Source organism: Uniformispora flossi (genome assembly GCF_049534875.1).
Classification (GTDB): Bacteria; Actinomycetota; Actinomycetes; order Streptomycetales; family Streptomycetaceae; genus Yinghuangia; species Yinghuangia aomiensis.
Map to the genome: position 1 here is coordinate 166,330 of NZ_JBMULZ010000017.1, position 19,555 is coordinate 185,884.

19 protein-coding genes are annotated in these 19,555 nt (G+C 71.9%); 10 read left to right on the top strand and 9 right to left on the bottom strand.

Features of this window, described 5'->3' with window-relative positions; genetic code table 11:
- Window positions 1–294 precede the first annotated feature (294 nt).
- Entirely contained in the window at window positions 295–1,965 is a 1,671-nt protein-coding gene (locus ACPA54_RS30370; protein ID WP_423534597.1) for an FAD-dependent oxidoreductase, read from the top strand.
- Between the two features lie 502 nt (window positions 1,966–2,467).
- Here ACPA54_RS30370 and ACPA54_RS30375 read toward each other — a convergent pair.
- The 5 genes from ACPA54_RS30375 to ACPA54_RS30395 form a co-directional block, all read right to left on the bottom strand.
- Window positions 2,468–2,689 (bottom strand): helix-turn-helix domain-containing protein, encoded by a 222-nt coding sequence (locus ACPA54_RS30375; RefSeq protein WP_423534598.1) that lies wholly within the window; start codon window positions 2,687–2,689, stop codon window positions 2,468–2,470.
- Window positions 2,689–3,180: a DUF2975 domain-containing protein gene (locus tag ACPA54_RS30380; RefSeq protein ID WP_423534599.1), complete on the bottom strand. Its 492-nt coding sequence runs from the start codon at window positions 3,178–3,180 to the stop codon at window positions 2,689–2,691. Before ACPA54_RS30380 ends, ACPA54_RS30375 begins: the two co-directional genes overlap by 1 nt.
- A gap of 494 nt (window positions 3,181–3,674) precedes the next feature.
- Window positions 3,675–4,583 carry an NAD(+)/NADH kinase gene (locus ACPA54_RS30385; protein ID WP_423534600.1) on the bottom strand — a complete coding sequence of 303 codons (909 nt, stop codon included), beginning with the start codon at window positions 4,581–4,583 and terminating at the stop codon, window positions 3,675–3,677.
- Window positions 4,584–4,802: 219 nt separating this feature from the next.
- A complete protein-coding gene (locus tag ACPA54_RS30390) occupies window positions 4,803–5,357 on the bottom strand; it encodes a hypothetical protein (RefSeq protein WP_423534601.1) in 555 nt (184 codons plus the stop codon).
- 198 nt (window positions 5,358–5,555) lie between these two features.
- Entirely contained in the window at window positions 5,556–6,122 is a 567-nt protein-coding gene (locus ACPA54_RS30395) for a TetR/AcrR family transcriptional regulator (RefSeq protein ID WP_423534602.1), read from the bottom strand.
- Between the two features lie 129 nt (window positions 6,123–6,251).
- On the opposite strand from ACPA54_RS30395, the gene ACPA54_RS30400 reads away from it, so the two are divergent.
- Window positions 6,252–7,175, top strand: a complete 924-nt coding sequence (locus ACPA54_RS30400; RefSeq protein ID WP_423534603.1) for an NADP-dependent oxidoreductase — start codon at window positions 6,252–6,254, stop codon at window positions 7,173–7,175.
- 390 nt (window positions 7,176–7,565) lie between these two features.
- On the opposite strand, the gene ACPA54_RS30405 is transcribed toward ACPA54_RS30400, so the two are convergent.
- Window positions 7,566–9,386, bottom strand: coding sequence for a dipeptide ABC transporter ATP-binding protein (locus tag ACPA54_RS30405; RefSeq protein WP_423534604.1), 1,821 nt, complete (start codon window positions 9,384–9,386; stop codon window positions 7,566–7,568).
- Window positions 9,383–9,622 carry a hypothetical protein gene (locus tag ACPA54_RS30410; RefSeq protein WP_423534605.1) on the bottom strand — a complete coding sequence of 80 codons (240 nt, stop codon included), beginning with the start codon at window positions 9,620–9,622 and terminating at the stop codon, window positions 9,383–9,385. Before ACPA54_RS30410 ends, ACPA54_RS30405 begins: the two co-directional genes overlap by 4 nt.
- Here ACPA54_RS30410 and ACPA54_RS30415 point away from each other — a divergent pair.
- The 8 genes from ACPA54_RS30415 (at window position 9,594) to ACPA54_RS30450 (ending at window position 16,574) form a co-directional block, all read left to right on the top strand.
- Entirely contained in the window at window positions 9,594–10,316 is a 723-nt protein-coding gene (locus ACPA54_RS30415; protein ID WP_423534606.1) for a hypothetical protein, read from the top strand. The two genes, ACPA54_RS30410 and ACPA54_RS30415, sit on opposite strands and share 29 nt — an antisense overlap.
- Before the next feature lie 376 nt (window positions 10,317–10,692).
- Window positions 10,693–11,913: an ROK family transcriptional regulator gene (locus ACPA54_RS30420; RefSeq protein ID WP_423534607.1), complete on the top strand. Its 1,221-nt coding sequence runs from the start codon at window positions 10,693–10,695 to the stop codon at window positions 11,911–11,913.
- Window positions 11,914–12,069: 156 nt separating this feature from the next.
- Complete coding sequence (locus ACPA54_RS30425) at window positions 12,070–12,285, top strand: lasso RiPP family leader peptide-containing protein (protein ID WP_423534608.1); 216 nt, start codon at window positions 12,070–12,072, stop codon at window positions 12,283–12,285.
- Entirely contained in the window at window positions 12,282–14,279 is a 1,998-nt protein-coding gene (locus tag ACPA54_RS30430; RefSeq protein ID WP_423534609.1) for an asparagine synthase-related protein, read from the top strand. Before ACPA54_RS30425 ends, ACPA54_RS30430 begins: the two co-directional genes overlap by 4 nt.
- Entirely contained in the window at window positions 14,243–15,082 is an 840-nt protein-coding gene (locus ACPA54_RS30435; protein WP_423534610.1) for a lasso peptide biosynthesis B2 protein, read from the top strand. The genes ACPA54_RS30430 and ACPA54_RS30435 overlap by 37 nt, the downstream gene beginning before the upstream one ends.
- A 189-nt stretch (window positions 15,083–15,271) precedes the next feature.
- Window positions 15,272–15,454, top strand: a complete 183-nt coding sequence (locus ACPA54_RS30440; protein WP_423534611.1) for a hypothetical protein — start codon at window positions 15,272–15,274, stop codon at window positions 15,452–15,454.
- A 70-nt stretch (window positions 15,455–15,524) separates the two neighbouring features.
- The gene (locus ACPA54_RS30445) at window positions 15,525–15,755 is read left to right on the top strand and encodes an aldose epimerase family protein (RefSeq protein WP_423534612.1); all 231 of its coding nucleotides are present in this window, start codon (window positions 15,525–15,527) and stop codon (window positions 15,753–15,755) included.
- A 12-nt stretch (window positions 15,756–15,767) separates the two neighbouring features.
- Complete coding sequence (locus ACPA54_RS30450; protein WP_423534613.1) at window positions 15,768–16,574, top strand: TetR/AcrR family transcriptional regulator; 807 nt, start codon at window positions 15,768–15,770, stop codon at window positions 16,572–16,574.
- A 33-nt stretch (window positions 16,575–16,607) separates the two neighbouring features.
- On the opposite strand, the gene ACPA54_RS30455 is transcribed toward ACPA54_RS30450, so the two are convergent.
- Window positions 16,608–17,795: an amidohydrolase family protein gene (locus ACPA54_RS30455; RefSeq protein ID WP_423534614.1), complete on the bottom strand. Its 1,188-nt coding sequence runs from the start codon at window positions 17,793–17,795 to the stop codon at window positions 16,608–16,610.
- 17 nt (window positions 17,796–17,812) lie between these two features.
- The gene (locus ACPA54_RS30460) at window positions 17,813–19,411 is read right to left on the bottom strand and encodes a fatty acyl-CoA synthetase (protein ID WP_423534615.1); all 1,599 of its coding nucleotides are present in this window, start codon (window positions 19,409–19,411) and stop codon (window positions 17,813–17,815) included.
- Window positions 19,412–19,555: the final 144 nt, after the last annotated feature.

The following is a 19,555-nucleotide window of genomic DNA, read 5'->3' on the forward strand; positions in this document are numbered from 1 at the left end:
CCCCTCCGGGATAACCCACCACACCCCCCCCGGGCGCTTCCCGGGGGGGGGCGGCCGCCGCCCTCGTCGGAGCCCGGCGCGGTCGGGGGGTTGGACGGCCCTGTGCCGCCCCCCCCCCCCCCCGCGACCGGAGCAGGCCAAGGGTGATGCCAAGGAGCCGATGCACCCCGCGGCCGGATCCATTGGTGCAGGTCACGCGGGCCGATGGCCGCAGGGGCGTTGGCCGGGTGCCCTCGGCACCGCGGCCGGAGACGGATAGCGGTCGCAGGGCGTTCCCGGCGGAAGGGCGGCAAGATGGACGTTGTGCCCGACGAGAATCCGGCCTGGACCCCGGTCGCTCCCTTGACCGGCGATCAGCTCGACACCCTCGCGGCCCTGGGGGAGCGGCGCCCCGCGGCGGCGGGGGAGACGCTGTTCGCGGCGGGGGATGCGTCGTACGACTTCTTCGTCGTCCTCGACGGCAGCGCGGACGTCGTCGAGCGGCTCGGCGCAGGTGACGAGCGGGTGGTGGCCTCGTACGGCCCCGCGGAGTTCCTGGGCGAGATCGGCATGCTCACCGGGGAGCGCGCCCGCTTCTCCGGGGTCATGCGGGTCGCCGGGCGGATCCTGCGGGTGCCGGTGGACCGCATCCAGACCCTCGTCGCCCAGGACGCGGCGTTGAGCGACTACATCCTGCGTACCTTTCTGGAACGACGAGCGAACCTGGTGCGCAAGGGTGCCGGCGTTACGGTCATCGGCTCGCGGTACGACGAGCGCTGTCGCACGTTGCTGCAGGCGTTCTCGCTCAACCGGACCGGGGTGACCTGGCTGGACCTGGAAGACCACTCGGACGCTGAAGCCCTTCTGCGGGAGCTCCACGTGCCGGTGGCGGACTTGCCCATCGTCCTCGTTCCCGGGCGGCCGATGCTGCGCAACCCGCAGCCGGCCGACCTCGCGGCTGAGTTCGGCGAGCCCCCCGCCGACGCGGACGAGGGCGACGGCGAGGTGTGTGATCTGCTGGTCGTCGGCGGCGGACCCGGCGGCTTGGCGGCGGCGGTGTACGGAGCATCAGAAGGGCTGGGGACGGTTCTCCTGGACTCGGCTTCCTTCGGCGGTCAAGCCGGCACGTCGTCCCGGATCGAGAACTACCTCGGATTCCCGGCCGGCCTCTCCGGCGCGGAGCTGGCCGCTCGTGGTGCCGTGCAGGCGGCGAAGTTCGGCGTGCGGCTGCACCGGAATGCCCGGGCGGTCGCCTTCGGGACCCGCGCGGGCAGGCACTGCGTCACGCTGGACGACGGGCGGGTGTTCAAGGCCCGTGACGTCATCATCGCCACCGGTGCCGAGTATCGGCGCCTGCCGGTGATCGGGACCGGACCCTGGGAAGGCAACGGCGTCCACTACGCCGCGACGGTGGCCGAGGCCCAGCACGCCGCGGGGCGCCCGGTCGCCGTCATCGGCGGGGCGAACTCCGCCGGGCAGGCCGCGATGTTCCTGGCACGGACGTCGGAACCCGTCCACCTGCTGGTGCGCGGCTCCGACTTGGCGCACTCGATGTCCCGGTACCTGATCGACGCGATCACGGCGAACCCGCGCATCCGGGTGCATCTGCGAACCGAGGCGGTCGCCTTGGAAGCGGACGCCTCGATTACCGGCCTGGAGGTTGTCGACCGGGCGACGGCACGGAACCGCGTGCTGGATATCGCCGCGGTCTTCGTCTTCATCGGCGCGACGCCGTGCACTGCCTGGCTCGTCGACGAATTGGCCACGGACCGTGCGGGGTTCCTGCTCACCGGGCACGACCTGGGGGAGGCGTGGACAGGCGATCGCGCCCCCCTGTCCTTCGAAACCAGCGTGCCCGGCGTGTTCTGCGTCGGGGACGCCCGCAGCGGGAGCGTGAAGCGTGTCGCCGCCGCCGTCGGCGAGGGATCGGCGGCCGTCCGGCTGGTCTTCGAACGGCGGCGGATCGACGCGGCCGAGGTCCGCTGATCCCGTCCACCCACGCCATCCACCCATGTCCGAATCGGTGGGCTCGAACCGCGCTGGAACAGCCCGACTGACGGACGGCGTCCGCGGCCCCGCTACAACTTCGCACCGCTTTGACTGGATTGCCCCGTCACCCTCGGCGGACCCCGCCGGAGTCGGCTTCGCCGCTCTGCTCGTCGCGGCCGAACGCTGTGTCGCCGACCCGCTGATCCGACCCGATCTGCTGCGCAACCCCGCCGGATCGCCGGTTGTTCGCGCGCCGCCTTGATGGCGTCCGGCTCCCGGTTCGACGAACCGTACGGGCCTCCCGCTCCGTCGACTGACTGTGCCAGGGCACGGCGTCCGCGAACGCGATGGCCTCGCGCGAGATTTCGCCGACGTGCAGGGCGATGTCCGTGAGACCGACGACGGCGCCGCGCTGCGGGTGCCATGGCGGGGCGAGGTCCCATGCCCGCCGTCGAAGTCCGCGGCTGCCGCCGCGGCCGGATCGGCGATGACGCGCGGTTTATTCAGCCGCGGTGTCCTCGGGCTCCCAGCGAAGCAGGTCGCCTGGTTGGCAGTCGAGTGCCTCGCACAGCGCGGCGAGCGTGGTGAAGCGCACGGCCTTGGCGCGGCCGTTCTTGAGTACCGCGAGGTTGGCGGGCGTGATCCCTACGCGGTCCGCGAGTTCGCCCACGGACATCTTCCGCTTGGCGAGCATCACGTCGATGTCGACGGCGATCGGCATCAGATGACCTCGTCCAATTCGGCCCGCATCCGGGCTGCTTCGACGTCGCGGGCGACGGCTTGGGCGAGCAGCGTGCGCAGGACGAGCACGATGAGCGCGACGCCCAGAATGGCCACACCGATCCCGGCCATGATGCCGGTGACGCCCGGGTCATCCCGCTGGCCGGGCGCGTTCACCGCAGTTGCCGCGAACCACACGAGCGCGGCCGCGACGACGGCCCCGATGATGCCGTCCACGTAACGGAAGGCGGCGTGGGAGAACACGGTTCCGCGTCGCACCATCGTCACGAGCCGCCAGATGCAGCCCATGGCGACCTGGGCCGTGCCGATGCCCAGGATCGTGATCAGGCGCAGCGGGGTCAGCGGGAGCGAGCCGTCCTCCTGATCCTTCCCACCGACCAACACCCACAGCATCAAGACCTGGACGAGCACGCTTCCGGTGAGCACCACTGCGAGCACGGCGTGGAGCGCGCGCACCGTAAGCTTCCCCATGGCCGATCCTCCCATCGAATGACGATGGTAATCTATCGAATATCGATAAGCGAGGCGAGGTTCGGTAGTGGGCGACGGCTTCGCGTCCTTTGTGCCGCCGCCCGTCCCGCATCGTGGCGCGATGCGAAGGCTTCGACGTCCCCGACGTCGGCCTCGCGGAGCCACAAATCGGACGTGCTCGATTACGTCGAAGCCTCGAGGAGGCCTGGGCCCGCCGGCAGATCCCTCGATCAAGCGAGCGGCAGCCCGCCCGCGGCGCACTCGGGCGCCTTGGTCAGGGATGGTTGGGGCGGGTCTCGGTCCAGTCGACCCTCAGCTGCCGCTCGGCGAAGATCCACGTGCCGTTCTGCTTGACCGTGCTGTCGAGGTAGCGGATCGAGGCCGCCATCAGGGTCCACCCGCCGTCTGCCGCTTCGGTGACGTGGTAGGCGAGGCAGGGGCGAGCCCGGTGGGCGAGGACCCCCGCCTGCCGCGGCCCACGTGCGACGGGAAGGTCAGCTGTGTTCCGCCGAGCCGGTGAGCCGGAGTTTGCGCTGGGCCCGCTGGTAGAACGTGGTGTGGCCGAGTCGGACGACGCGTGCGGCGGCGGGCAGCATGGTCACGTGCACGGTGTCGCCCGGTGCGACGTGGCCGACCAGGAGGCCGTCGGCCTCGATGGCGAGGTCGCCGCTGTGCGGCAGGACTTCCAGCTCGAGCTGCTCGCTGCTGGAGAGGAAGACGGAGCGGTTGAAGGTGGCGTGCGGAGCCACGGGGGTGATCAGCAGCCCCTCCGCGTTCGGGGAGACGATCGGGCCGCCGGCGGAGAAGCTGTATGCGGTGGAGCCGGTCGGCGTGGCGACGACGACCGCGTCGGCGGTGTAGGCCACGAAGGGCTGGCTCTGGACCCGAACGGCGACCGCCGCGGACTTGTGTCCCGGACTGCGCAGGAGCACGACGTCGTTGAGTGCCGTTTCCTCGGCGGAGCCAAAGCGGGCGCGGACGCCGGAGCGGACCTCCACCGTGAAGCGTTGGGCGTCGATGGCGTCCAGCGCGGCCGGCAGTTCCGGTATGTCGACCTCGGCAAGGAAGCCCAGGCGTCCGACGTTGACGCCCAGGACCGGTGCGTGGCCCTCGGTCGCGAGTCGCATGGTGCGCAGCATGGTGCCGTCCCCGCCGAGGCTGATCATCAGGTCGGCGCTCGCGGCCATCTCCTCGGCCTCGACGGGAATGGCTTCGCAGCCGATCCGGGCCACCTCCGCCGCCAGCCCCAGGACCTTCGTCCCCCGGGCCCTGCTCCACCTGACCACGGCCTCCACGGTGGGCGCGCAGGTGCGCTCGGGGTGGAGCACCAGCCCCACTGTGCCGATGAATCCCATGCGGGTCACCTCGTTGTCGGCCAGGCCGCTGTTGCTCCTCCCAGTCACGCACAGCCGGTCGCCACCTTCAAGGGCACCGCCGGGCCCTCGTGATCACGTCGGGGCGCATTACCTCCCGCCGACACGGCTCGACCCGTACGACGGGATCGCCGCCGCTCGTCACGGAACCTTTGCGCGAGCCGACTGGAAGCGGACCGGAGAGACAGCCCGACGGCTCTGGCGTCGACCTGCCGAACCGATGCGCGAGAGAGAGGCTGATCGACTTCCTCAAGGGGGCGGTGCCGCCCGCGCCGAGCGAGCCCGTCGCGCGAGGGTGGTCGCCACGAGAGCCGGGAACGCCGCCGCGCACACCACGAACGGGCCGCCGATCAGTAGACAGAACAGACCCATGAAGAGGGTGATGGCGATAGCTTCCCCGGCCCCGGTGCCGGCATAGGCGGTGTCCTGCCGGGTGGGGATGAGCCACGTGTTCGTGTGCTTCGGCAGGAAGCGCACGTCCACCTCGCGGCCCGGCGTGCACCGGCCGTTCAGGCGGACGCGGACGCCGGTCACCACCGGGCCGCCGTCGCGCGGCCGGAACTCCCCGAAGCAGTGCCGCGTGCTACCGCTTTTCTGCCGGACGACCTTGTCATGGGTCACGGTGACCGTGCCGCGCTCGCCGTAGCGGTCGAGCGCGGCGCCGGCGGCCATCGCGCTGCGCACCGGCACGTCCCGGGTGAGCTGCGTGAACAGGAACGCGACTGGCAGACATACGAGCCACGCGACGAGCATGCCGCGCACGCTGCCGAAGCGCCGGGGAGTCCTCGGGTCGCGTGGCGTCATAGGCCTCCCTCGGATCGCGCGCTGCCTCGCCCGGCCAGTCTCGCGACCGATCGGCTGGGGAACACTGCCTGTTTCCGGCAGACTTCGCGGCGGAAATTCGGCGTGTTCGCGCCGACCGACCCGGGACGGTCCCGTCGCGCCGAGGACCGAGGACCGAGGACCGGGCACCGAACGCCGGTGTGGTCGGTCGGGTCGTGGTCAGCCGGCCGCGGCGGCGCGGACGTCGGCCAGTGCGCGGCGCGCGAGCGGGCCGAAGTCGTCGGCGGTGTCCGGGAGGATCCAGCGTTCGTAGGCCATACGCACCGCGATCGCGCCGAGTTCGGCGGTGACGCGCGCGGTGAGGGCGGGGGCGCCGCGGGCCGCGACGGCGTCGGCTATCGCGGTGGTGAAGCCGAGCATTTTGAGGGCCTCGCGCTCGCGGAGTTCGGGGTGGGCGTCGACGACCGCGCCGCGCCGGATGGCGAAGGGGCGCCGCTCCGGGGTGAAGACCTCCCGGCCGAGTGCGTCGAGGCCGAGGGCGAGCGCGTCGAAGGGGCCGGCGCCGGCGGGGGCGGTCGCGACGGCGTCGACCACGGGGGTGGTGATCCCGTCGGCGCGGAAGAGTACTTCGCGCTTGTCCTGGAAGTGCCGGAAGAACGTGCTCTTGCCGAGTCCGGCGCGGCGCGCGATGTCGAGGACGGTCGTGTCCTCGTATCCGCGTTCGGCGAACAGGTCGAGGGCGGCGTCGGCGAGTCGGTCGGCGGCGTTCGGTTCCCAGCGTGGCATGAGACCAGCTTACGGGACTTGGTCCCGTCACTGGGGTACAGTGATGGGACTAAGTCTCATCACTGGGTCTCATCGCCGGGTCCCGTCAGGGGCCGGTGTCGGGAGACCTCGTCACTGTGGAGGTGTGCCATGAGCCGTGCGGTCATGTACGACACGTTCGGAGGACCCGAGGTCTTGGACCTGCGTGAGGTGCCGGAGCCGCACGCGCGTGCTGGGCAGGTGCGTGTTCGGGTCGCCGCCTTCGGGCTCAACCCGATGGACTGGGCCCTCGCGGCCAGGCCCGACCTGGCCCGGCAGTTCGGCCTCACTCTGCCGTCCGGCTTCGCCGGCGACTTTGCGGGGACGGTCGACGAGGTCGGCGACGGCGTCACCGACTTCGTCGTCGGCGACCGCGTGTTCGGCGTGGCGACCGGCCGGGCCGCCGCCGACCTGGCCGTCGTCGGGCTCGTCACGCCCGACAGCGTGCGGCACACGCCGGACGGCGTGGACGACACGGTCGCCGCGACGCTCGGCGTGGCCGGGCTGACGGCCGCCGCCGCCCTCGCGGCCATCGGGTTGAAGGAAGGCGACACGCTTCTCGTCGGCGGGGCGGCCGGCGGCGTCGGCGTCTTCGTCGTCCAACTCGCCCGGCTCGCCGGGGCCCGGGTGATCGGCACGGCGTCGGAAGGCACCTTCGATTTCCTGCGGAAACTCGGCGTGGAACCGGTGACCTACGGGCCCGGCCTGGTCGACCGGGTGCGCGCGATGGCCCCGGATGGCGTCACGGCGGCGACCGACCTCTACGGCACCGAGACCGTCGAGGCCGCGCTCGAGCTCGGCGTCGCCCCCGAGCGCATCTCCGCCATCGCGGCCGGTCCCACCCCGCCCGGCGGCGCCCGCGCCGCCGGAGGATATGACGCGAGCCCGGAGGATCTGGACCGAGTGGCCGAGGCCGTCGCGACCGGGAAGATCACCGTGCCGATCGCAGGCACCTTCCCCGTCGAACGACTGCGCGAGGCCGTCACCGAGCAGGCCGACCGACATGTGCACGGCAAGATCGTCGTCGAACTCTGAGCGACGCGCGGGGCGATCGGCCCCTGGGGCGGGCGGCGGGCCGGAGCTGCCAGGATGCGCGGCTCGTCTCCGTGGGTTCGAGGAACCGCCGTGATCAGACGCCATCCCGCCCGGCGGCGCGCTGCCGTATCCGACCACCGCCCTCGAACGCATCGCGCACCTCGGCATACGCCGACACGACCGACTCGGCGGAACCCTCCACGAATACCGACATGCCTCCTGACCTGGGCGGACGTAATACCCGGCACCCACGCCCTGCCCGCCAACCGACCGCCGCCCGCGCAGGATCCCGTGTGCCGGGAGGCCGGCTCATACAGCCGGTTGGACCATGAGCGCCCCGACGACAGGTCGAGGACGGCGATGGGGGGATGCGGCTCATGGCGGTACTGCTCAGATTTGCGCAGGCTTCGGTCCCGCCGCCGTCCGGTCGCGGGGGCGGAGCGCGGCGCCGTCGAGGGTCGGCACGGCGGCGAGCAGGGTCCGGGTGTACGGGTGCTGCGGCGCCGCGAACAGGCGCTCGACGTCGCCGGACTCGACGACCGCGCCGTCCTTCATCACCGCGACCTCGTCGCTGACGTGGTAGATCACGCCGAGGTGGTGCGAGATGAACACGTAGGCGACGCCCAGTTCGACCTGGAGATCGGCGAGCAGATCGAGAACTTGGGCCTGGATGGACACGTCGAGCGCGGATACCGGCTCGTCGCAGACGATGACGCGAGGCCGCGGCGCCAGGGCACGGGCGATGGCGACGCGCTGGCGCTGCCCGCCGGACAGCTCCCAGGGCCTCCGGTCCACCAGGTTCCGGCGCAGCCCGACCTGGTCGAGCAACTCGCGAACCCGGGCCTTGCGTGCGGCGCGCGAGATGCCGGTGACCGCCAGCGGTTCGGCGATGATGCGGCCGACGGGGTACCGCGGGTCGAACGAGCCGAGCGGATCCTGGTAGATCACCGGAATGCGGCGGCGCAGCGTGCGGCGGGTGCGCTCGTCGGCGTCCGTCCACCGCACGCCGTCGATCTCGACGGAGCCGGAGTCGGGTTGTTCGAGACCGAGCAGGATCCGTGCGGCGGTGGTTTTGCCGGACCCCGACTCGCCGACGATGCCGAGCGTCCGTCCGGCGCGCAGCGTCAACGACACACCGTCGACGGCGCGGAGCACGCCGTGGCCGCCGGGCAGCCGGAACGTTTTGACCAGGCCGTCGGCGCGCAGCACGACGGCCCCGGCCGCGGCGCGCGGAACCTCCGCCGCGGGACGGCCACCTCCGGCCGACACGGCCGTCGCGGTACTCTCGACCGAAGGGGCTTCCTCCGGCGGGGACAGTCGCGTGCCGCGCGCGTGGGCGACCGGAACTGCTGCCAACAGCCTTTTGGTATAAGCGTGTTGGGGGTCGGAGAGGACGCGGCGCGTGGGGCCCGACTCGACGACCTCGCCGTCTTTCATGACCAAGACGTGGTCGGCGACCTGCGCGACGACGGCCAGGTCGTGGCTGATGAGCAGCAGCGCCGTGCCGGCCGCGCGGCGCCGCGCGAGAAGGTCGAGGATCTGCGCCTGCACGGTGACGTCGAGGGCTGTGGTGGGCTCATCGGCGATCAGCAGCGCCGGGTCCGCGGCCAGGGCGGACGCGATCAGCGCGCGCTGCCGCAGCCCGCCGGACAGCTGGTGCGGATACTGCGCGGCGCGCGCTTCGGGCTGGGGAACGCCGACGTCGCGCAGCAGTTCCACCACCCGCCCGGCTTCGCGTGCGCGCGGCACGACGCGGTGCGCGCGCAGGCTCTCGGCGATCTCCGCGCGGACGGTACGCGCCGGGTCGAGCGACACCAGGGCGTCCTGGAGGACGAAACCGATGCGTCGGCCGCGCAGTTGCCGCCAGCGCCGCTCGGTCCAGCCGCGCACGTCGTACCCGTCGACGGCAAGGCGGTCCGCGGCCACCCGGGCGCCGCGACCCGGCAGACCGACCAGGCTGCGTACGGTGACGCTCTTGCCCGACCCGGACTCGCCGACCAAGGCGACGGACCCGCCGGGGGGCACGGTCAGCGAAATGCCGCGGACCGCCTCGACGGGTTTGCGGGTGCTGCCGAACGCGACGGTGAGGTTGCGGACGTCGATCAGCGGTGCGGGCTCGGCGTCCCCGGAGGAGGCCCCGCCCGCCGGAGCGGGTTCGGTGGCGTGCCGCGCCGCCGGGAAATCCGGTACCGGGGAATGGCTGGTGGTCATTGCGGGGTCCGCCCTTCGACGCGGAGTTGCAGGTACTGGCCGGTGACGGTCACCGCGAGGACGGTGGCGGTGATGGCGAGTCCGGGGAATACCGCAGGCCACCACGCGACGGAGTAGTACGAGCGGCTGGCGGACAGCATCGCGCCCCATTCGGCGGCCGGAGGCTGCGGTCCGAGGCCGAGGAAGCTGAGCGACGATCCGGCGCTGATGGCCGCGCCGACGCCGATGGTGGCCATCACCAGGACCGGCCCGAGCGTGGGCGCGTCCGGGCCGTACCGGTACTTCGGCGAGGCGTTCCAACGAGGAGGCAGCGAGGAGGAGCTGATCGCACATGCCGCTGCGATCACCGGCAACGGCGAGCAGGCCGGCGCGTTCCTGCACCTGCGCGTCCGCACCGCCCCCGGCGCTGCCCCAGGCACCGAACCCGGCCCCCAGCCCGCCCCCGGGCCCGACGTACCAACCGAGATGACACTCGCCGGCGACGCGCACGAACGATGGGTCCACGTCCCCGGCGGAGTCACCCCCCATTACCAGCCGCTGGCGCGCCATATCGAGCGCGCGGGCCCGGCCATGAACGAGTACGCGGTCAGGACCGACCACGGCACACCCGGATTCGGCGTCCGCGCCACCCTGAGCAGCGGCAGCTGGCTGGGCGCCGGCCGCTGGCTCGACCGCACGTACTTGCACCTCGGTACATACCTCAAGGACGAAGCAGGCCTCGTCCGCTACGGAGCCGCCGACATCCTCGGCGCCAACTACTACTGCGGCAACGTCCCCTGGGGCGATTTCTCGGTACGTGCCGACCCGCCGGGCCGCCGCTTCACCGGCGCATGGTCGGAACGCTGGTACCCCCGAAGCGCAGCCACGGGCTGGACGCCTCACCCGTCCATCGCCCACATCACCGACTTCCCTGGCGAGCCCACACCGTAGAACGGCGAAGGGCCCCGGTTCACCAGCGTCATGGCTGCGGCCGCGTCGTCGGCATCACCGTCGTCGGGGCGCCCACGCATGCGCTGGGCGCGCTCCTGGAGGTCGGACGGCGGCGCGTCCGGCCCGTCGGCGGCGGCCAGGCTCTTCCAGGCCAGTCACGGCCAGTCGGCCGTACGCGTCCGACGACGGAGGCCCGCAGGCGGACGTGCCCCCGAGAACGCTCACCAGGAGCGGGCAGGCCGCGGGGACGAGGTTGCGCGCAATCGCCGGATCGGGAACTCCGTGCAACCTCTCCACCGTTCGGATCGAAGCAATAACCTGGTCGCAGGGACGGGATCCGTACGGATCGCAGCGTCGCCGAACATCGGGGGGTCTGGTGCCTGATCTGTACGAGTTGCTTGTCGTCCCGGAGGGCCAAGAGCCGACCAGTCGGCAGAAGCTGCTGCGGACCTTGATGATCAAGAACGGCAACCAGCGCGAAGTCGCCGAGTTCACGCACATGTCGCCCACCAACGCCGGTCCGATATTCGCCGAACTCGAAGGCCTGGGCCTGGTGACCCGCCGGACCCAGGGCCGCGACGTGCGGGTCGCGCTCGCGGCGGTGCCCGGGGTGGCGGTGGGCGTCGAGCTGGGCTTCCAGTCGCATACCGTCGCGGCACGGCCGATCCACCAGCCGGACGCCGAGACGGTGTTCGTGCCCGGCACCCGGGGCGCCCGGGACGGCGTGGCCACCTGGACCGCGGAGGTACGCAAGAACATCCGTGCCGCGATCGATCAACTCGGCTTGGACGAGGACGACATTGTCACCGTCGGCCTCGGCGTCACCGGCGTGGTCGACCCGACCACCGGGAGGTTGACACCGCCCGCCGTGCCGCCGTGGACCGAAAGGGACGACCCGGCCGCGCAGTTGCAGGCCAAGCTGCGCGCGGACGCCTCGGCGGACTCCTTGCGGGCCCGCCACCAGGTCAAGCTGGACAACGACTCGACGCTGGCCGCCCTGGCCGAGTCCGTCGAAGGCGGGCACGAGGGCGAGAGCCTGCTGTACGTGAAGGTGTCCACCGGCGTCGGCGCCGGCCTCGTGGTCGGCAACCAGGTGATCCGCGGCGAGCGCGGCGCGGCCGGCGAGATCGGCCACACGTTCGTGGAACCCCGCGGCGAGTACTGCCAATGCGGCGGACGCGGCTGCCTGGAGACCGTGATCGGGGCCAATGCGCTGGTCCGCAAAGCGCGCGCGGCGCTTACCGGCCTGCCCACCATCCAGCAGCCGAACACGCTCGCCGAACTGATCGCCCTGGCGACCGCGAACAATCTGGTCTGCCTGCGGGTCCTGCACGAGGCGGCGGTGATGCTCGGCGACACGCTGGGGAACGTCTGCAACGTCCTGAACCCGACGAAGGTGGTCATCGGCGGCGGCTTCGCCAAGGCCGGCGACCTGGTCCTCGGCGACCTGGAACGCGCGGTCCGCAACCGCGCGATGCGGGCGGCCACCGGGCACGACAAGTTCTCCGTCGCGGTGTCCGGGCTCGTCGAACCCTCGGCGCGCGGCGCACTGATCATGGGCATCCAGGGCGCCTGGTTCACCGCTCAGGCACCCTGAGAACCGGAGGTGCCGACACTGCGATTCGCAGTATCGGCGTATTGTCACAGGGTTTTTCCGTACGCTTTTCACCGTCGCGCCGGGCCGCGGAAATTGCTTCGCACGAAACTGCGCGGGAACTTCCGGGCACGTTCCGCCAGTTGTTATCGTCGACGCATGTGGACTGCCCAGGACCCGGCCCGGGCGCCATCCGCCGGCACCGCGACGCCGACGGAGGCAGCCCTGCGCACCGATTCCGTCGCGGACGGCGGGGAATCCGCCGCCGCGTATACGCCGCCGCTTTTCGTCGAGATCGGACATGTCCGCGATCTCACGAAAGGGAGTTCGTCGAGCGGCAAAGCCGACGCCAATTCCCAGTACTACTACGGGTGAACGCGCCGGGCACCGCCGCGGACGCGGGGCCGCCCGGGGTGATCGTGCTGCTGCCCGGAGGCGTGGGCCCCGCCCCGGTGTTGCCCGGCATGCCGGTATGGCCCGACCTGCCGTGGCTGCGCCGCTACGGGAACTGGCGGCCGGGGCATGTACGCACTGCCGCGCACGCGGGCCGGCGCCTGCTGGTGCTCGGGCACTGCCTGGAATCTCCTGAACGGATCTCCCGGGACTTCCGCACCGCAGTCGACCGGGCGGCCGAGCGCGAGGCCCGCTACCCATGGGCGGGGACGTACGCGACCGTGCTCGTCGGGAGCGGGAGCGGGACCGGCGCCGGGATGGGGACGCCGGTCGTACGCGGCGATATGGCCGGGCAGTTCGCCTTCCATATCTCCGTCGCGGACGGGCACACACTGATCGGCACGCACGCCGGACTGCTGGCCCGGCTGCAAGGGCGCCTGCCCGACCCCGTCGCGCTCGCCGCGTCCCTGGTCTGCCCGCAATTACTACCGGTCCGCGGCACACGCTCCGCCTACCGCGACGTCCGGCCGCTGGCCGATATCGGGGACGGACTCCCGCTCAGCCCCCCGGATTCCGCGGGCTCGGCGGGGTTCGCGGACTTCGCCTCGGGGGCGGCCGAGCTGCGCGAGGCCCTCGACACCGCGGTGGCCGCCCGGTGCGGCATCGGCACCGAGACCGGCACGGACCTCAGCGGCGGACTCGACTCCACCTCCCTCGCCTTCCTGGCGGCCCGGCAGCCCGGCGGCCGCCCCGTGCGCGCGATCGCCTACCACCACCCGCACGCCCCGGCAGGCGACTTGGCCGACGCCGAACGCCTCGCCGCCCTCGACGGGCGGCTGGCGCTCACCGTCGTCGCGGGTGCGGCCGGGAGCCTGCCGTACGCCGGAGTGTCCCCGGTGACGGCTCCGCGCGAGACGGCGGACCCGTCGGGGACGGCAACGGGACGCGCTGCCGCGGGACTCGGCGACCACGGCCCGGACGCGGGCCGCCTCGCCGCGCACCGCTCGCTGCTGCGCCTGCGCGCGACAGTCCGCGACGGCGTCCACCTCACCGGAGAGGGCGGCGACGCCGTGGCGGGTGTTTCCCCCGCCTATCTCGCGGACCTGTCCCGGTCCGGGCCACCGCGGACGTTCGCCCGGCACTGCCTCGCCCAGGCCCGGCGCCACGACACCTCGGCGCTCACCCTCGCCGGTCGGGCCCGGCGTACCGCGAGGACGGACGCGCGCACGGCGCTCGCCGAGTTGGCGCACGAGCTGCGGCACACGACGCTGGGCGGAGCCGCCGCGACGGGTCGGGCCGGGACCTGGGCGGACGGTATCGCCTGGTGGCCGTGGTCGCGTGAGGCCGCGGGCTGGCTCACGCCGCCGCTCCGCGCGGAGTTGGCCGACGTGATCGGCGATCCGCGCACCGCCGCCGCCGTGCCGGAAGGGTGGGGCCCCGCCGACGCGGCCACCGCCGCCGAGCTGCGGCAGTCCGCGGAGACCCAGCGCCACCTGCGCGAACTCGGCGGCGCCGCGGGCGTGGACGTACACGCGCCCTACCTGGACGACACCGTGCTGCGCGCCGCGCTGCGCGTACGGCCCGCGCACCGGGCCGACCCGCACGCGGCCAAACCGCTGCTCGCGGCGGCACTGCGCGGCATGGTGCCGGACGAGGTGTTCGCCCCCCGGGCGAAGGGCGACTACACGCGCGAGGAGTACCTGGGAGTCCGGCTGGCCGCGCCCGCGTTGCGCCGGCTCTTCGAGGACTCGCGGCTGGCGGACCTCGGCGTGGTGGAACCATGTGCGGTGCTGCGCGGCATCGAGCGGATGGCCGCCGGGCTCGCGGCACCGCTGGGTGCGGTCCGGCAGGTGGTGGCCGCCGAGGTGTGGCTGCGGGACATCGAGCGGGATACCCCCGGGCAGGACATCGAGGAGGCGCAGTGCGGATTCCCGGCCATGTGCACTACCAAGAAGGTGCCGACGGCGGACTGGTGATCCTCGACGCCTCGTCGGGGCAGTGGTCCGTGCTCAACGCCGGAGGTGCGGCGTTCTGGGCGCAGTGGGCGGCGGGCCGCGGTCTGGACGACAGCATCGCGGCGGTCGCGGCGGCGGCGCCCGGCGTCCCGCGCGAGCGGGTGGCCGCGGACGCCCTGGCCTTGCACGCGGAACTCACCGGGCGGGGGCTGGTGTCCGCGGCGGGAGCCGCCTCGGCGGCACGCGGTGCGCGGGCGGCGGCGCCGGCTCGGATATCGGTATCGGTGCGGACCTCGACGCCGACCTCGGTGTCGGCACCGGCTCAGACTCCGGAACCGTCGATGCCGCCGATCGCGCCCGCGCCCGCGCCCGCGCCCGCGCCCGCGGCCGTGTCCGTGTCCGGAGAACGCGCCGCCGCACCGCGCGGGCCCGGCCGCCTGATGGTGGCCGCGGCCGCCGTCGCCCTGCTCGGGGCGGTGCTGCTGGTCAGGCTGCCGTTCGCGGCGCAGCTCCGGGTCGTGCGCGCCACGCGCGGACGCTGGTGCCGTACCGCCGAACCGGTGTGCCGCGCCGAGCACTTGCTGGCCGCGGTCCAGAGCGCGGCACGGAGGTTCCCGGGCCGGGCCGCGTGCCTGGAGGCGTCGTTGGCCGCGGTGCTGCTGGCCGCGGTGCGGCGGCGGCGGCTCGACTGGTGCCTGGGGGCGTTCACCGACCCGTACCGCTTCCACGCTTGGGTGGAGAGCGGCGGTGTCCCGGTCGGGTTGCCCGGCGCCGCGGAGCCGGGCCCCGGGGAGATGTTCCCGGTCCGGGTATTGGCGGTCTGAACCGTACGTTCCGCAGTATCACGCGGCTCTCAAGGTCGACGAACGTCCGTTTCCCGGTGCCGGAGTTCGCCATTCGGCAGCCGGCGACCCTGCGCATTCTCCGGCCCGACTATCTCTGTCTCGGGCTATTCCCGCGGCCTAACGTCAAGGGTGGAAGCAGTGCCCCCGACGAGACTCCGAGGAGGTGTCATGGCGAAGAATCCGGCGAACAAGACGAACAAGACGAACAAGAAGGGCCTTCGGGTGAATTTCCAGGTCGACTGGGGATTCTCCCTCACCGCACGCAACGTCCGGCGGACCCTGGTGGCCGTCGTTCCCCTCGTGGCCCTGCTCGTGGCCGCGATGGGCGGGCCGGCGGTCAGGATCTTCTGACGTGCGGACAGGACCCGCAGCACGCACGGCGAGGGCTCCCCGGGATACGCCCCGGGGAGCCCTCGTTGCCGTGGCGAATCGCCTCGCGCCGCTGCGGAAGACGCTCGACATGGAAGTCACCTACAGCATCGACCGGCTGGGCGGCTTCAGTGTCGACTACCGGGCCTCGACCGACCGCACGACGGTCGTCAACCCGACCCAGCATGCTTACTGGAACCTGACAGGCCACGGCGATGTCACGCACGTGCAGATCCCTGTGTCGTCGGCAACGTTGATGCCGTCGTGGCAGGCCGGCCGATGAAACCGGGCGCATATGCTGGACGAGCACGTATTGCCTGATCAGGGCATGGCCGAGGGGACAGGTCCGATGACGCAGCAATCTGACGGCATTCCTCGCCGTGGGCGTGGCAGGCCCCGGCGGCTGTCGCGTGAGCTGATCGTCGAGGCCGCAGCCGGGCTGGTGCGTGCGGACGCTCAGGCATCGCTGACCATCAAATCCGTAGCGGACGCCGTCGGCTCGGCCCCGATGGCCCTCTATCGCTACTTCCCGGACCGCGACGACCTCCTGCACGCGGTGGCGGAGCGCCTCACGGAAGATCTCGAGGTCTCGATCACTACCCTTTCCGGCGACACCTGGCAGGAGCAACTGCGGGAGTGGATGGTCCGGAGCATGGAGAGCCTGCGGCCGTACCCTCAGCTGCTGCCGTACATCGTTTCCACCCGCCAGCCCTCCTGGCTGCCGTCGTTCGTCATCCTGACGAAGGTGCTGGAGCCGTTGCGGCTGAGCGCGGAAGACCAGGCGCTGGCCGTCGCCCTGGTCGGCACCACGATTGTCGGCCAGGCGTCGATGGCGGCCGTGCGTAGGCCCCCGACGGAGACCGTGACGGTGCTCCAGGCCGCGCTGGATGCGGCGGGGGATCATGATGCCGCCGAGCGCGCCAAGATCGGCGGCATCGTCGACGAGCTGCCGTCGGCGTTCGACCGGCTCTACGACACGGTGATCGACAGCACCATCGCTGCGATCGAGGCGCTCGGCGGTCGCTCAGGACCTCGGCGGTCGAGGCGTGCCCGGAAGGGCTCGCCGATGTCCCCGCTGTTCAGCAACCCGGATCCCTGGTAGGCGCCTGCCGGCGCCGACCAGGACCATCCGAGGTCAGCCGGTCGGGGTGATCGGATCTCCCAAGCGGGCGTAGGCGTCGGCCATACTGCCGCCGACGAACGAGCGCCATGTTGCCTCGTCGACCTTGGAAAGCTCGTCGCGCCAGAAGTCGACCGGAGTGATGTTGCCTTCGAAATGCGGCATGTCCGACGAGAACACCGCGACCTCCGGCAGCTTCTCGAACAGCCGCACCGGTGTCTGGGCCGCCTGAGGCAGCGGGCTGATGCGGACGTTCCGGCGAATGTACTCGCTCGGCTTGAGGGGCAGCTCGTACGGGCCGAGCAGCGCGGCCGAGGCCGGCGTGGCCCGGCCGTCCATGTTGTTCACCGCGAACTCCAGCCAGTCGATGCCGGTTTCGCACAGCAGCACGGTCAGGTTCGGGTGCCGCTCGAAGACGCCGCCGAAGATCAGGGCGTTGAGATAGACCTGGGCGGCCTGGAACGACTGGCAGGTGCTCATCCGGGTGACGAGCCACGGGTCGTCGGTGTTCGCGTAGGCGGCGTGGTAGCGCGGAGGCATGAGACCGACGTGCAGCACCGCGACCATGCCGAGGTCTGTCGCGGCGGCCCAGACCTTGTCGAAGTCCGGGTGGAACGGCGGGATCCCGTTGCTGAATTCCGTGGTGACGTGGAAGGACCGGCTGCCGCGCGCACGCATCCGCGCCAGCTCCCCGACGACCCAGTCCAGGTCGTCGAAGTGCGTCACCGTCACCGGGAGCAGTCGGCCCTGTTGCTCGGCGAGGGCGTCCGCCATGTGGGTGTTCAACGCGCAGGCGGTGTCGCGCGCGAGCTGCGGGTCGCTCAGCGTGGACATGAGGGTGTAGCCGGCTCCGGTGATGACGTTCTGCACGTCGATTCCCTGCGCGTCCAGCGTCTTCACTCGTGCCGCGGGATCCAGGGTCGCATGCTGCGAGTGGCCGTTCATCATGGCCGCGCCCCGGCCCTCGGGGTACATCGCCTGCAACGCCGGAGTGACGAAGCTGTCCAGGGGAATGCGCCGCCCGGCGGGCGCGAGCTGCCGGATGCCGTCCGAGGTGAAGTAGGCGAAGTGCTTGGCCGTCGCCAGCGCGAACTCGGGTTCGTCCTGGGGGAGCAGCGCGGGGAGCCGGTCGCGCAGGGCCGGGAACTCGTCGAGCCAGCCGGGGCCGGGTTCGAAGTGCGAGTCGACGTCGTAGACGAGCATGAAGGGCGTCCTTCCGATCAGTCGCTTGCGGCCAAGTGTGCGTAGGTGTTGCGTAGTTCGCGTTTGAGGATTTTGCCGCTGGGGTTCTTCGGGAGTGTGTCGGTGACGACGACGTATTTGGGGACTTTGAACCCGGCGAGGTGGGCGCGGCAGTGTGCGGTGATGTCGTCGGGCTGGGCTTGTTCGCCGGGTTTGAGGACGACGGCGGCGGTGACGGCTTCGATCCAGTAGGGGTGGGTGATGCCGAAGACGGCGGCTTCGGCGACGGCGGGGTGGGTGTGGATGACTTCTTCGACTTCGCGGCCCGCGACGTTCTCGCCGCCGGTTTTGACCATGTCCTTCTTGCGGTCGACGACGGTGAGGTAGCCGTCGGTGTCGAGGGTGCCGAGGTCGCCGCTGTGGAACCACTGGTTGCGGAAGGCTTCGTTGGTGCGGTCGGGGTCGTTCCAGTAGCCGAGCATGGTGTGGGGTCCGCGGTGGACGATCTCGCCGACGGTGCCGGGCGGGACGGGCCGGTCGTCGTCGTCGACGACGCGGGTTTCGACGTTGAGTCCGGCGCGGCCCGCGGAGCCGGCTTTGCGCTCCTGGTCTTCCGGGCCGAGGATCGTGGCGACCGGCGACATCTCGGTCTGGCCGTAGAAGTTGTAGAGGGCCAGGTCGGGGAGGCGGCGGCGGAGTTCGGCGAGGACTTCGACGGGCATGGCGGCGGCGCCGTAGTAGCCCTTGCGGAGGGTGGACAGGTCGCGGGTGTCGAAGTCGGGGTGCCGCAGCAGGGAGATCCAGACGGTGGGCGGGCAGAAGAGCTTGGTGACGCCTTCGGCTTCGATGGTCGCGAGGATCGTGGCGGCGTCCGGTGCCGGGAGGATGATCGACGTGGCGCCGAGGTAGACGTCCGGCGTGAGGAAGCAGTGCAGCTGCGCGCAGTGGTAGAGCGGCAGGGCGTGGATTTCGGTGTCGGTGGCGGTCATGCCGCCGTCGACGATCGCGGTGGTGTACTGGGCGAGGAGGTTCCGGCTGGTCATGACGGCGCCTTTGGGGCGGGACTCGGTGCCGGAGGTGTACATGATCTGGACGGGGTCGTCGTCGTCCAGGTCGACGTCCGGACACGGCGCGTCGGAGGTGCCGAAGGTGGTGAAGGGTTCCCAGCCGTCGACCCGGTCGTCGCCGATCACGGCGTGGACCTTCAGCGCCGCGGGGTCGAGGCCTGCTTCGGCGAGGGCGGCGTCCGCGGTGGCGGCCAGGTCGGCGCCCGCGATGACACCCGAGGCGCCGGCGTGGGTGAGGACGTAGGCGACCTCGGGGGCGGTGAGCATGAAGTTGACCGGCACCGACACCGCGCCGATGCGGGCGAGCGCGAAGTACGCGACCGTGAACCCGTGCGAGTTCCGGGCGAGCAGGACGACCCGGTCGCCCTTGGCGACGCCGCGGGCGGCGAGGCCGGCGGCGGTACGGGAGACCAGCGCGTCCAGGTCGGCGTAGGACTGGCGCAGGTCGCCGTACACGATCGCGGTCTTGTCCGGCGTACGCACCGCGGACCGGGCCAGCAAGTCGGCAAGCCCGTGCCGCCGGGCACGCACGGCGGCATTGACGGGCTCACGCCGAGGGGATGGAATCACAGAACGGCTCCTGACACGACAAGGCGGTGCGCGGGTGACGGAGTAACAGCTCCCGCGAGGCAGGCGCGCCGCAGTTTATGCGTATCGGATACGCGAAAAAAGAGCGCCGGGATCTGGCTTCTATAAACCTAGCCATGATAGCTA

Coding starts and splice junctions, on each gene's coding strand:
- ACPA54_RS30370 (WP_423534597.1), top strand. CDS start 295: ATGGACGTTGTGCCCGACGAGAATCCGGCCTGGACCCCGGTCGCTCCC.
- ACPA54_RS30375 (WP_423534598.1), bottom strand. CDS start 2,689: ATGCCGATCGCCGTCGACATCGACGTGATGCTCGCCAAGCGGAAGATG.
- ACPA54_RS30380 (WP_423534599.1), bottom strand. CDS start 3,180: ATGGGGAAGCTTACGGTGCGCGCGCTCCACGCCGTGCTCGCAGTGGTG.
- ACPA54_RS30390 (WP_423534601.1), bottom strand. CDS start 5,357: ATGACGCCACGCGACCCGAGGACTCCCCGGCGCTTCGGCAGCGTGCGC.
- ACPA54_RS30395 (WP_423534602.1), bottom strand. CDS start 6,122: ATGCCACGCTGGGAACCGAACGCCGCCGACCGACTCGCCGACGCCGCC.
- ACPA54_RS30400 (WP_423534603.1), top strand. CDS start 6,252: ATGAGCCGTGCGGTCATGTACGACACGTTCGGAGGACCCGAGGTCTTG.
- ACPA54_RS30405 (WP_423534604.1), bottom strand. CDS start 9,386: ATGACCACCAGCCATTCCCCGGTACCGGATTTCCCGGCGGCGCGGCAC.
- ACPA54_RS30415 (WP_423534606.1), top strand. CDS start 9,594: ATGGCCGCGCCGACGCCGATGGTGGCCATCACCAGGACCGGCCCGAGC.
- ACPA54_RS30410 (WP_423534605.1), bottom strand. CDS start 9,622: ATGGCCACCATCGGCGTCGGCGCGGCCATCAGCGCCGGATCGTCGCTC.
- ACPA54_RS30425 (WP_423534608.1), top strand. CDS start 12,070: ATGTGGACTGCCCAGGACCCGGCCCGGGCGCCATCCGCCGGCACCGCG.
- ACPA54_RS30440 (WP_423534611.1), top strand. CDS start 15,272: ATGGCGAAGAATCCGGCGAACAAGACGAACAAGACGAACAAGAAGGGC.
- ACPA54_RS30450 (WP_423534613.1), top strand. CDS start 15,768: ATGCTGGACGAGCACGTATTGCCTGATCAGGGCATGGCCGAGGGGACA.
- ACPA54_RS30455 (WP_423534614.1), bottom strand. CDS start 17,795: ATGCTCGTCTACGACGTCGACTCGCACTTCGAACCCGGCCCCGGCTGG.